The 12,118-nt window shown below is 45.8% G+C and carries 11 protein-coding genes and 2 riboswitches; of the genes, 6 read left to right on the top strand and 5 right to left on the bottom strand.

The window, feature by feature from the left end; all coding sequences use genetic code 11:
• Window positions 1–41 precede the first annotated feature (41 nt).
• The 4 genes from ABDK00_RS15835 to ABDK00_RS15820 form a co-directional block, all read right to left on the bottom strand.
• Window positions 42–671, bottom strand: coding sequence for a GldL-related protein (locus ABDK00_RS15835; RefSeq protein WP_346236361.1), 630 nt, complete (start codon window positions 669–671; stop codon window positions 42–44).
• A 42-nt stretch (window positions 672–713) separates the two neighbouring features.
• Window positions 714–1,922: a formylglycine-generating enzyme family protein gene (locus ABDK00_RS15830; protein WP_346236362.1), complete on the bottom strand. Its 1,209-nt coding sequence runs from the start codon at window positions 1,920–1,922 to the stop codon at window positions 714–716.
• Between the two features lie 230 nt (window positions 1,923–2,152).
• Window positions 2,153–3,343: a PLP-dependent aspartate aminotransferase family protein gene (locus ABDK00_RS15825; RefSeq protein ID WP_346236363.1), complete on the bottom strand. Its 1,191-nt coding sequence runs from the start codon at window positions 3,341–3,343 to the stop codon at window positions 2,153–2,155.
• A gap of 12 nt (window positions 3,344–3,355) precedes the next feature.
• Complete coding sequence (locus tag ABDK00_RS15820) at window positions 3,356–4,705, bottom strand: APC family permease (RefSeq protein WP_346236364.1); 1,350 nt, start codon at window positions 4,703–4,705, stop codon at window positions 3,356–3,358.
• Between the two features lie 60 nt (window positions 4,706–4,765).
• Between ABDK00_RS15820 and ABDK00_RS15815 the strand changes: the two genes are divergently transcribed.
• From ABDK00_RS15815 to ABDK00_RS15790, 6 genes are all read left to right on the top strand, one after another.
• Window positions 4,766–5,572, top strand: coding sequence for a sulfite exporter TauE/SafE family protein (locus tag ABDK00_RS15815; protein ID WP_346236365.1), 807 nt, complete (start codon window positions 4,766–4,768; stop codon window positions 5,570–5,572).
• 12 nt (window positions 5,573–5,584) lie between these two features.
• Window positions 5,585–6,151, top strand: coding sequence for a YeeE/YedE family protein (locus tag ABDK00_RS15810; RefSeq protein WP_346236366.1), 567 nt, complete (start codon window positions 5,585–5,587; stop codon window positions 6,149–6,151).
• The gene (locus ABDK00_RS15805) at window positions 6,148–6,648 is read left to right on the top strand and encodes a YeeE/YedE family protein (RefSeq protein WP_346236367.1); all 501 of its coding nucleotides are present in this window, start codon (window positions 6,148–6,150) and stop codon (window positions 6,646–6,648) included. The genes ABDK00_RS15810 and ABDK00_RS15805 overlap by 4 nt, the downstream gene beginning before the upstream one ends.
• 124 nt (window positions 6,649–6,772) lie before the next feature.
• Window positions 6,773–6,983, top strand: a riboswitch (cobalamin riboswitch).
• A 100-nt stretch (window positions 6,984–7,083) separates the two neighbouring features.
• Window positions 7,084–9,039: a TonB-dependent receptor plug domain-containing protein gene (locus ABDK00_RS15800; RefSeq protein ID WP_346236368.1), complete on the top strand. Its 1,956-nt coding sequence runs from the start codon at window positions 7,084–7,086 to the stop codon at window positions 9,037–9,039.
• 90 nt (window positions 9,040–9,129) lie between these two features.
• Window positions 9,130–9,711, top strand: a complete 582-nt coding sequence (locus tag ABDK00_RS15795; protein ID WP_346236369.1) for a MarC family protein — start codon at window positions 9,130–9,132, stop codon at window positions 9,709–9,711.
• 31 nt (window positions 9,712–9,742) lie between these two features.
• Window positions 9,743–9,816: riboswitch (Fluoride riboswitch) on the top strand.
• A gap of 26 nt (window positions 9,817–9,842) precedes the next feature.
• Window positions 9,843–11,147 carry a voltage-gated chloride channel family protein gene (locus tag ABDK00_RS15790; RefSeq protein WP_346236370.1) on the top strand — a complete coding sequence of 435 codons (1,305 nt, stop codon included), beginning with the start codon at window positions 9,843–9,845 and terminating at the stop codon, window positions 11,145–11,147.
• A gap of 70 nt (window positions 11,148–11,217) precedes the next feature.
• Here ABDK00_RS15790 and ABDK00_RS15785 read toward each other — a convergent pair whose 3' ends face one another.
• Window positions 11,218–12,018, bottom strand: a complete 801-nt coding sequence (locus tag ABDK00_RS15785; RefSeq protein ID WP_346236371.1) for a DUF6496 domain-containing protein — start codon at window positions 12,016–12,018, stop codon at window positions 11,218–11,220.
• Between the last annotated feature and the right edge of the window lie 100 nt (window positions 12,019–12,118).

Below are 12,118 nucleotides of genomic sequence, written 5' to 3'. Positions count from 1 at the left end.
TGATTACTTACCATCTTCTTTTTGCACACATGGGGTTCGTATTAAGCGCCACCCTTCATTTGCATCGCCGAAATCATGCTGCTGTACATTTGATTCAGCTTCGCCAGGTTTTTGGCCAGATCAGCCATTTCTTTTTGAGTGGCTTTTGCATCTTCTGCGCTATTGATCAATGCGTGAGAAGTTTCGGCCAGTTTATTATAATAAGTATTGACACGATGAATAGAAAGGGTCGCTTCCTTCACCTGCTTGGCATATTCTTCCGTTTCCACCACGCTGTTTGAAGCGCTGCTAATCCTATTAATATTGCTTTCCAGCGATTTAAAACCATCGCTCAGCCTGTTTAAAGATTCGGGCGTAATATCTGCAGCCTGCAACATCTCATCCATCGATGCCAAAGCACTCCCTGTGCGTGAAGTTTTGGCCGGCGCCGCTTCAACAACGGCAACGGTGGCCGCGTCGTCGAGCGCTTCGGGTTTGAAGGCATACATTAAAGCATAAATCAAAAAGACAAGCGCTTCGGTGTACATCCCAAATTTCAGCCAGGTATCGGGATCGCCGATAGGCGCGGTATTCGTTAGTTTAAACAGGGCCCCCAACAAAACAGGTACGGCGCCAAGTGAGAAGAAAATGTTTAAATAGCGTTGTATGTTGGAATTTTTATCAACCTGCATATAGGATGTTTTTATGTGTTTTTAGATGTTTAAAGTTGTGTTTTATTCAGGAAGATTGACTACTACGCGAAACCCGATGTAGGAGTGCGTCGCGTCCATATCTTCATAAGACCGGTTTTTACTTGTTGTTAAAGAGGGGGAATCTTTCCAGCTGCCGCCGCGAATTACTTTTCTTCTCTGGAATTTGGATTGAGACTCGGGTGTGCCGAATTGAATATCAGGGTTAAAGCGGTTTTGGAAGTTCTCACCGCCTTCGTAATACGAAGTAACCATCCATTCAGACACATTATCTTTCATATTATATAATCCTGCCTTCCCTTTTTTCCGATCATTTACATATACCGGAAATATCTTCCCTTCCGCACGCAAATCATTAGGCGCTTCACTGTTTTCATCCTGCTGCTGCACTTCTTCAGCGCTGTTTAGGCTGGCAGCATAGGCCCACTCAGCTTCTGTCGGAAGCCGGCATTTTCCTCCCTCAGCCAACCGGTTTTTGTTTTGATAAGTATTGATTTTCTGCTTCGTCATCCAATCGCAAAAAGCATTGGCCTGGTTCCAGCTCACGCCCACAACCGGGTAATTCTGGTATTTGGCGCTTGCAAAATAACCCACCGCCATTTGTTCGTTGTTCGAATAGCCGAAGTCGCGCATCCAGCACAAAGTATCCGGATAAATGGGCACGGCATATTTATAAATGAATTCGCTCGGCGCCCTGTTCTTATTTTCTTTTTTAGCCGCTTCCTGGTAATTAAAACCCTGTAGCAGGTACACCAATTTGGAGGGGTCGATGGTGCGTTTATTATTAATTGTTTTGGCCGGATCGAGCAGCAAATCGCCCAACTGGCTCATGATTTCCGGATTAGCATAATTGATTTTGGAGGCATTTTTCCAGTTTACGGCGGTGTCGCCGGCCACAATAGTTACGTATTCGCCGCCCAGCATACGCGCCGCAATTGAATCCCTTACCCAGTGAACAAATTCTTTATACTGGGCATTTGTAACTTCCGTCTGGGAAATGTAGAACCCGCTGATTAACACCGGTTTCGATTGCTCTTTTTTTAAAACACTGGAAGTATCCGTTTCGTCGCCCATCACAAAAGTGCCGGTGGGAATTTCAATTACGGATAAAGGAAGTGTGGAAGATATATCTGATTTTTTGCCGACCAATTTTTTAAGCCGTTGCCCCTTTTGAGCGTTCGCAAGCAGCGAAATGAAGATCACTAAATACGCCAGAACAAAGATTTTCTTCATAATTAACTAACCGAATTTTTATTAGATAAGGTTTAAATCAGCCAAAACTACTTTTCGAGCAAAACATATACCAAAATGGCCTTGCTGCGCCGCAAAGATAATAGTGCACCATTTTCAACAAATAGTTATTCGATGAATCTAATAAGAGAATGGACAAAAGAGTGGCTTTAGAGGACGAACTTGATTATTTACTTCATTTTAATCGTGTTGAGTAGTTTTTTGGCTAAATTTTAAGACTTTCTAACATGTTCCAAAGCTTGCTCCAGGTCCGCTTGCAAATAAGCAGGGTCTTCCAGTCCAAAATAGAGCCTTATATGCCTATGGCTTTCATTATCAGCGCTATAAACATCCTCCGGGATAAAGGCAATGCGGGGAATTACGAGGCTTTCGTGGCCTCCCCAGCTCACCGCCATTAAAAAATGATCTAATTTTTCGCAAAACGCGGTGATCGCCGCCCTTGATTTTGCTTTCAACATAATGGTTACCAATCCTAAAGCAGCAGTCATTTGCTGTTGTGCCAGTTCGTATTGCTCAAAACTCGGGTGCAGCGGGAAAATTATTTTTTCCACCTGTTCATGCTTTTCTAAAAACGATATGAGTTGCCCGGTGGTTTGCCGAATGCGCTCCAGCCGCATAGGCAGGGTGCGTAAGCCCCGGAGAAGCAGCCATCCATTGAAAGGTTGAAGCCCGCTTCCGACAGTCATCAATTCGGTATCAAATATTTTTTTCATCATGGCCGCGCTGCCGCAAAGCACGCCGCCAAGTGTATCGCTATGGCCGCCAATATATTTTGTCGCTGTTTGCATGGCAATATCAATGCCCATCGCGATCACATTTTGATAGATCGGCGTGCAATAAGTGTTGTCGATAAAAGTAACAATGCCTTTTTCCTTTGCAAAAGCGGCGATGGCAGCCAGCGGTTGCAGCTCGTAGGTCCAGCTATTGGGCGATTCCAGATAAAACAAAGTGGTGTTGTCGCGGGTTGCAGCCTGCCAATCTTCTATCGTTTTCCCGTCGATATAGCTAACGCTTACGTTAAACCTCGGCAAAATAGCATCAAACATTTTTCTTGCCGAGCTGTAAGGATTCTTGACAGAAACCAGGTGATCTCCCGCTTTCAGGTTGGCAAAAATCCCCGCAAAGATGGCGGCAGCCCCGCTGTTGAATAGCAGGCAATCTTCCGCACCGTCAAGCGCGGCCAGTTTTTTACGCAGAATGTCGGTGGTTGGATTAATACCCCGGCTATAAATATACTGGTTCCTTTCATCCTGGAAGGCTTGGCTAAATTGATCAACCGTGTCAAACGAGAAATTGCTGGTTTGCCAGATAGGCGGCGATACCGCATTAAAATATTTTTCGCGGTCTTCGGCCCATTCGGTTGTAATCCAGGAAAGAGAAATATCTTTTTTATCGGAAGGCATAACCTGTAGAATTTAAAATTTGTCCTGCCTCAGCCGGGAGGCGCTTTTTTTGTGCAATAATAAAAAATAGATACCCATGAAAACGGCCAGTACGGTGATGCCGGTCAGTGCCGCGTGATTATTGGTTTTATAATCTGCTGCAATGCTGATGGCTACAAAAATATAAGCAATAATAAAAATCAGCGGCAACAAAGGATATAGTTTCATTTTAAAAATATCTGTTTCGTTCAGATGCGCCGTTTTCTTTCTGATTATAAAAATGCTCGCCGCGGAAAGCGCCATCCCAAAACAATCCAGGAAAATGGTGAAACTTAATATTTTATCAAATTCTTCAGCCCAGAAAATGATCAATGCGGCTAACGCTGAAAAAACGGTGAGTGAGGCCGTAAGGACGCCCTGCCGGTTGGTGCGCGAAAAAATTTTAGGGAAAACCTTATCTACGCTCATCGCGAACATAACACGGGGATTGCTGAGAAGAGAGCCATTAATATAGCCAAGCACTCCCAAAAAAAGCAGTACGGACAAAGCGGTTTCTGCCTTCGCGCCCAGGACCTTACTCGCTACAATGGCTGCGATATTTTTGCTGTCTTTAAGATTTTCAAAACCGATCACGCGTATATAGGCATAATTTACCAGCAGGTAAAGCGAGACGATAATAAAAATGCCTGCGAAAATGCTTCGCGGGATGGTGCGCGCAGGGTTTTTGACTTCTTCCCCAAAATTAATGGTTTGCTGATAGCCGCCGTAAGTAAAACTCACCGCTATCAGGCCCACTCCGAATGCTTTCAGGTAATTGTTGAAGGGAACTTCCGCTTGGTTCGCAGCCATCGCTTCGGGTGCAGCCTCCGTAAAAAAAATCGACGCGATCAGCAGCAACACCAGCCCTATTTTAACGATCATTAAAAAATTCTGAGTGCGCGAACTCATTTTGAGGCCCAGCATGTTTACGCCGTAAAAAACAACAATAGCGGCGAGGCCAAAAAGAATTTCATAATTCCTGACAATGGCGGCGTTGGGAAAAATGATGCCGACAATGTACTCTGCTCCCACGAGCGCGACGGCAGCCAGCGAAGCAGCATTGCTCACCAGGATAATACAGTTGATCGCAAACGCGATAGACGGGTGGTAAGCGTAGGAAAAAATTTTATAATAGCCGCCCGTAGCCGGTGTGCGCGATCCGATTTCGGCGTAGGTAAGTGCACCACAAAGCGCCACAACACCGCCGGCCAGCCAGCAAAGAAAATAAGTGAAAACATCGGGTGTTGCCTGGGCAACATTTACGGGGGCTCTGAAAATGCCCATTCCGATAACAAAACTCACGGTAATCATCGTGAGATCGAACAATCCAAGTTGCTTTTTCATTCGGATTGAAGATAAAGAAATATCCAAAGACTACTTAAATTATTGATATTTGTAATATTGATGGAGGTTCTTGGATACATAGCGGCATTGTTTATTGGTTTGTCCTTGGGGCTGGTGGGCGGTGGCGGCTCCATTTTAACGGTGCCCATCCTGGTTTATCTTTTTGGCGTTTCGCCCGTCTTAGCCACTTCTTATTCTTTATTTATCGTCGGACTAACGAGCCTCGTAGGCGCGGCCGGAAATTTCAGGCAAAACAATGTAGAATTGAAAACAGCCTTTCTTTTTGGCAGCTTATCGATGGCGACGGTTTTTTGCGTGCGGCATTTTATCATTCCCAATCTCCCCGAGCAAGTTCTCGTAGCCGGACATAAAGTGTCGGTGTCTACCATGATGATGTTAATGTTTGCCAGCCTGATGATCTTGTCTTCTGTTCCCATGATCAAAAACGAAACAGAAGGCCTGAAAACAGGCATCAGAAAGGCCGGCGTGATTGAGATCTTATTTTATGGCGTTATCGTGGGCCTCGTAACGGGGCTGTTAGGCGCTGGCGGCGGATTCTTATTGACGCCGGCACTGATCATTTTACTGCGTATTCCTATTAAACGCGCAGTGGGAACCTCCCTGGTGATTATCACCATTAACAGTTTTGTGGGTTTTGCTGACGACGTAACGCACCACACCATGAACTGGGCCTTGCTGCTTACGATTACGGGTGTTGCTATTTTGGGTATTTTTATAGGGTTGGCGCTTAGCCGAAACCTGGATAAAAGACTATTGAAAAAAGGCTTCGGGTGGTTCGTTTTGATCATGGGAATGATTATTGTGATCCAGGAAATTATCAAAGCGGTCGCGCAAAGGCAATCTTAAACGTTTCGTAATATGGTAGCATTGATGAAGCAACCCTGGCCCTGGTATATCGCGGGCCCTTTAATTGGCTTGACCGTTCCGGCGCTGTTGCTGCTGGGGAACAGGCATTTTGGAATCTCTGCCAACCTAAGGCATATTTGCGCCGCTTGCTTTCCGGGGAGGATTCCCTTTTTCAATTATGATTGGAAAAAGGAAAGCTGGAATTTATTTTTCGTGGCCGGTATTCTGGTAGGAGGAATTGTCGCCGCGCAGTGGTTGTCAGACCCCGCGCCGGTTGAGATAGCGCCGGCCCTGGCAGCGGAATTGAACAACTATACTATTAGCAACCGGCAGGGATTATTGCCGGTTGAAATTTTTAGCTGGCAGGGGTTGCTTTCTCCGCGCGGATTTATATTACTCGTTGTTGGCGGATTTTTGGTGGGTTTTGGAACACGTTATGCCGGCGGATGTACCAGCGGACACGCGATAATGGGATTGAGCAATCTTCAATGGCCTTCTTTAGTTGCCACCTGTTGTTTTATGATCGGCGGATTGATTACGGCCAACTTTTTACTTCCTTTAATACTAAGTTTAAAATGAGCAACACACAAACTAAAAATACCATCCCCAATGGAGAAGTTGCTGTTGAGAATGACGACCCCATGCAGGTTGCGGGACATTCGTTCTCGGGTAATCTTAAATATATGTTTGTTGGGATATTGTTTGGAATTGTTTTCGTCAAAGCTGAGATTATTTCCTGGTTTCGCATACAGGAAATGTTCCGGTTTCAAAGCTTTCATATGTATGGCGTAATTGGCAGCGCGGTCATCGTCGGTGCCTTGTCTGTTTTTTTGATTAAAAAATGCAATGTCAAAACCCTGGAAGGCCGGCCGGTTACTTTCTCGCCAAAACGATTTCACAAAGGCCAGATCTATGGTGGTTTGTTGTTTGGCATGGGATGGGCAATGACAGGCGCCTGCCCCGGGCCGCTTTTCGCGCAAATCGGAACAGGCTTCCTGGTTGTAATCATTGTTTTATTAAGCGCCATTGCCGGCACCTGGGTGTATGGATACCTGAGAGATAAACTGCCCCATTAATAGCATCTGAAATCGTTGTTTAAAAAGGCCACGATCAGGCCGGCGAAGCACATCCAGCCAAGCAGGTGTACAATAATTTTTGTCGTGCGCAGGTTCATGCTGCAACAAACTTAATCTATTTCATTACTTTCGCGCCGATTTTGGTTTCAATGCATTTTGCAAAGAATTAAAAGGGAAGTCCGGTGAAAACCCGGCGCTATCCCCGTAGCTGTAAAGGATCTTGTCTTTTTCGAGATAAGAAGCTTTAAAAATAGTCCACTGTTCCGCTATATGCGAATGGGAAGGTTTTAAAGTTTGTCCTGAGCCAGAAGACCTGCCTCAATCATCATTATCATTCAAAGCTTTCGGGTGAAAGGCGAAGGAATGTAGCCGGCGCGTGCCGCTATGTTTCCATCATTTATTTCCGAAAGCAGTCATCTTTAAAATTCATGTAAAGTGAAAAAAAGAATTTTAGCGTTGGCTGCTGTCATTGTTTATGGCACAGTACAAGCTCAGCAACCAGCCAAGGATCTTGATGAAGTGATCGTAACAGCTTCAAGAACGGAGCAAAAACAGTCTCAAACCGGTAAAGTAGTTATCGTTATCGACCAGGCTACTTTGCAGAACAACCAGGGCAAATCCTTCACCGAAATATTGAATCAATACGCTGGTATTTTTACAGTAGGCGCCAACAACGCTCCGGGCAGCAACCAGGAACTTTACCTGCGCGGCGCCGCTACCGGCAACACTTTGATTTTAATGGATGGCGTGCCTTTGCAGGATCCTTCCTTTATTACGAACGTATATGACCTGAACAATATCAATCCTGAGCATATCGAGCGCATCGAAATACTGAAGGGCGCGCAGAGCACACTCTGGGGCAGCAGTGCGGTTGCCGGCGTGGTGAATATCATTACCAAAAAAGGCGGGAAAAAGAAAATAACACCCACCGTTAAAGCCGCGTATGGTACGTATAACACGCTCAATCTTTCCGCCGGTTTAAACGGTGCCATAGACAAGTTTAGTTATAACCTGGCTTATAACAGGTTGACAACAGACGGTTTTTCGGCCGCGCATGACAGCATCGGCAACCAAAATTTTGACAAAGACGGTTTGCGGCAAAATAGCTTTAATGCACAGGTCGGGTATCAGTTTAGCGGTTCGTTGTCGGCAAATGTTACCAGTAATTTCAGCGATTACACGGCCGACGCCGACGCAGGCGCGTATGTCGACGACAATGATGCGACGGCCAATTCTCGAAATTTTGTGAACAGCATCCGCGTCGATTATAAAAGGCAGCGAACCCAAATTCATCTGATACAAAGCATCATCAACTCAAAAAGAAAATACACTGATGATAGTTTGGATGTGGGCGGATTGAGACTAAATCCCGAAGCTTCGTTTTACACCATCTGGTCCGACGCAGATTATACAGGCCGGTCTTACGTAACCGACTTGTACGCCAATCACAGTTTCTCGCGCCAGGTAGCTGCGGTGTTCGGCCTTCAATATAATCATCAAAAAACCACACAGAGCTATAAAAGCATCTCTAACTATGGCCCTTACGATGCATTGCCCGTAAGCGGCGATTCGGCGCGCGCCAATTACTTCGCTGCCTACGGATCTTTCCTGCTCACGGATTTGAACGGCTTTAATGTGGAGCTCGGCGGCCGTTTTAACCGCCATAATATCTATGGAAATAACGCCACATTTACATTCAACCCGTCTTATAATGTAAACGAGCTTACGAAGGTCTTTGTCAATATTTCAAGTGGTTTTAATGTGCCATCTCTTTATCAACTTTATAGTGAAAGCGGCAACCGGCAGCTAAAGCCGGAGAAAAGCATGAATTATGAAATAGGCCTGCAGTCGTTCACGAACGATAATAAAAATTCATTCCGGTTGGTAGCGTTTAAGCGCGACATAAAGGATCTGATTGTTTATTACACTGACCCGGAAACCTTCCGGTCGATGTATATCAACAGAGATGAACAGAAAGATTACGGCTTTGAGATCGAAAGCGATGTCGCGCTAAGCCGTTGGGGACAATGGCGGACGAATTTCACGTATATCAACGGGGAAGGCATCAGCAATGATGTGAAAACCCGCAATTTGTTTCGCCGCCCCGAGTTTACTGTCAACAGCGCCCTTACCATTAACCCGGCCGAAAATCTTTTATTGATTCCCTCTTTCCGGTTTATCGGGGAGCGCATGGCCGGCCCTTATGATGTGGGTGGCCCCGATCCCATGCCGCATTATTATTTGTTGAATTTTTACGCATCTTACCTCGTTAAAAAGAAGGCAAAGCTGTTTGTTGATTTTCGCAATATCACCAATCAGAAATATTTCGATGTTTACGGATATAACAGCAGGGCGTTTAATATGAACGCGGGCGTTAGTGTCTCGCTTTAACAGGGGGTATTTATATTTTCAGAACCTGCGGGATAGCAAAAAACAATGGCATATATTCGTAGCACTTTTTAATTAAAAACCGCGGGTGCTATGAGTTTTAGCTACAAGGGTATATTAACCGTTGCCTTTACGCTTTTTGCTATCATCGATATTATTGGCTCGGTTCCCATTCTTATTTCCATTAAAAACAAAGCGGGCGGCATTCGCGAATTGCGCGTAACGCTGATTGCCGGCGCTTTGATGATCCTGTTTTTATTTTTGGGAGATCCGATCCTGAATATTTTAGGGTTGGATGTGAAATCCTTTGCCGTGGCAGGCTCGATCGTGATCTTTATTCTCGGACTGGAAATGGTTTTAGGTATCGAGTTTTTTAAATCGGACGGCGATGTAAAAGCTTCCACGCTGGTGCCGCTGGCCTTCCCGCTGATCGCGGGATCAGGAACATTGACGACCATTATGTCTTTAAAGGCGAACTACGAAGTGCAAACTATTTTGATTGCCATTATTTTAAACCTCATTTTTATTTATGGGGTTTTGAAATCGCTCAGTGGCATTTCGCGGCTATTGGGGCCGAGCGGCCTAATGGCAATCCGGAAGTTTTTTGGGGTCATACTTCTTGCTATTTCAGTCAAAATATTTGCGGCCAATGCGGCCGGCCTTTTAGATCATTAATTATTAATGTATAATTCGATACATTTGTGGCACACAAAAAGGAAATGGTGTTCTTCCTTACCCAACCGCCTTCGCTCCGGCGAGGCTGATGACGCCTGATTAATAAAATAAAAATTTTAATCAGGAGAATTATGTCTAAGCGCGTCCCGTCATCTGCTCCCCATTTTATCCAAACCATCTCTCGTTTTTTCAATAAATATCCGGGGCTTCCTTACTTGGGGAAATGGCTGCTGCTGTGTAGCCTGATCGGCGTTTTTATCGGATCGGCATCAGCCGGCTTTTTGGCCTCCCTTAACTGGGCGACCTCGTTCCGAAGTGAGCATACATGGATCCTTTGGTTGCTGCCTTTGGCAGGTTGGCTGATCGGCTGGAGTTATCATCGCTTTGGAAAAGATGTGGAAGGAGGAAATAATCTATTGCTAAAAAATATCAGGCGTCCGGATGCGAAAATACCATTGAAAATGGGTGTTTTTGTGTATTGCGGAACGATCCTGACACATCTCTTCGGAGGGTCGGCAGGCCGGGAGGGCACGGCAATACAAATGGCGGGCGCTGTCGCTGATCAGTTTGCAAAGCCTTTTCGCCTGAAGCCGGAAGATAGAAGTGTGTTGCTCATTGCTGCTGTGGCGGCAGGATTTGGTTCCGTGTTTGGAACGCCGCTGGCGGGCGCTATCTTCGGACTGGAGGTTTTCTTTATCGGGCGCTTGCGCTACAACGCCATTCTTCCTGCGTTTGCGGCCGCAATTGTTGCCGACCTCGTTACCAGATGGTGGCAGGTTGGCCATACACACTATCACATTCCATTGGTGCCTGCTGTGTCGCCATCTGCCATTTTTTATATAGCCGTGGCCGGCGTTTGTTTTGGATGTTGTGCGGCGCTGTTTAGCCAGCTGTTGCATCGCCTGACAGGTTTTTTTAAATCAGTAATTTCATCTGCGCCGTTAAGGCCGGTGGTTGGCGGCGTTATCATTATCGCGTTGACATATCTCCTCGGCACGAATGAATATTTAGGGCTTGGTATCCCGGGTATTCTCAAAGCCTTTGATCAGCAGCTAACAGCAGACGTGTTTTTATTGAAGATAGCTTTTACGGTAATTACTTTGTCGGCAGGATTTAAAGGCGGGGAAGTAACGCCGTTGTTTTTTATCGGGGCTACGCTGGGTAGCGCACTGTCCTGGCTGCTTCCATTGCCTACGGCCTTGCTGGCGGGGATGGGGTTCGTTGCCGTTTTTGCAGGCGCCACCAATACGCCCTTGGCCTGCACGATAATGGGAATAGAACTATTCGGCGCCGCATGTGGTGTGTACGTCGGATTGGCCTGTGTGATTGCCTATTTGATGTCGGGGCATCATAGTATTTACCAGGGACAAATGATCGGCGAGGTAAAAAATGAGCGGTTTACAAAAGATGCTGGAAAGATTTTTCAGGATCTTTAAGCCCAACAAAAATCCCGAAGTGTTGCCTCCGGGATTGCTTATATAGAAACAAGAATTGTTTTACTGTAGTTTATTTTCGCGAGTCCCAAAGTGGCTTTTTCCCTGATGGCTTCACTGATGTTTTGGCCTTCGAAGGATTGGTATTACCGTGGAAAGGGTCATGTGGCGTGGCCTTCAAATCTTCCGGCATCCAACGCTGCTCGGGCCGGCTCCCCGAGAAAACTGCCACATCTTCCTGCGCTTCAGGAGTTATATCGTTATTAATATCATTGTTCGTGATGGCAGTGTCAGACTGCGTGTTGCTATCTCTGTCTTGAAATTCTCCTGTATCGGAGGTTTCTCCGGGCATCTTTGCTTTTGAAGTAGAGGCCGTTTTTTTGGATGCGGTTGGTTTCTTTGATCCGGATTTTTTCTTCGCGGGAGCGCTCTTCTTTGCAGCACTTTTTTTCTTAGGGGCTGATTTAGCTGCGGCTTTTTTGGGAGCGCTTTTCTTTGCTGCGGCCTTCTTTGCTGCGGCTTTTTTGGGAGCAGTTTTCTTAGCGGCAGCCTTTTTAGCGGGCGCTTTTTTCGCAGCAGTTTTTTTCGCAGCAGTTTTTTTCGCGGTTGATTTAGCGGCCGACTTTTTCGGGGCCGTTTTCTTTGCCGCGGTCTTTTTTGCCGCTGTTTTCTTCGGCGCAGCTTTCTTTTTAGGCGCCGCTTTTTTAGCTGGTACTTTGGCGCCTTTTTCCCGCGCTTCAGATAAACCGATGGCCACTGCCTGTTTTTTGGAAGTGACCTTTTTATTGGAGTTTCCGGAAGTTAATTTGCCTTTTTTCATTTTGCGCATCGCAGTTTTCACCGATTTCGACGCCGCCTTTGAATACTTTGCCATGATGAAGAATTTAATGATGTAGATATGATTATTATTTTGAATGTTCCAAAAAGCATACCATATAAACCGGTTGTTAAAAGACTATAACTATAGTCAGGTC

This window comes from Niabella insulisoli, assembly GCF_039652435.2.
Taxonomy (GTDB): Bacteria; Bacteroidota; Bacteroidia; order Chitinophagales; family Chitinophagaceae; genus Niabella; species Niabella insulamsoli.
This window is presented reverse-complemented; position numbering and strand designations above follow the sequence as displayed.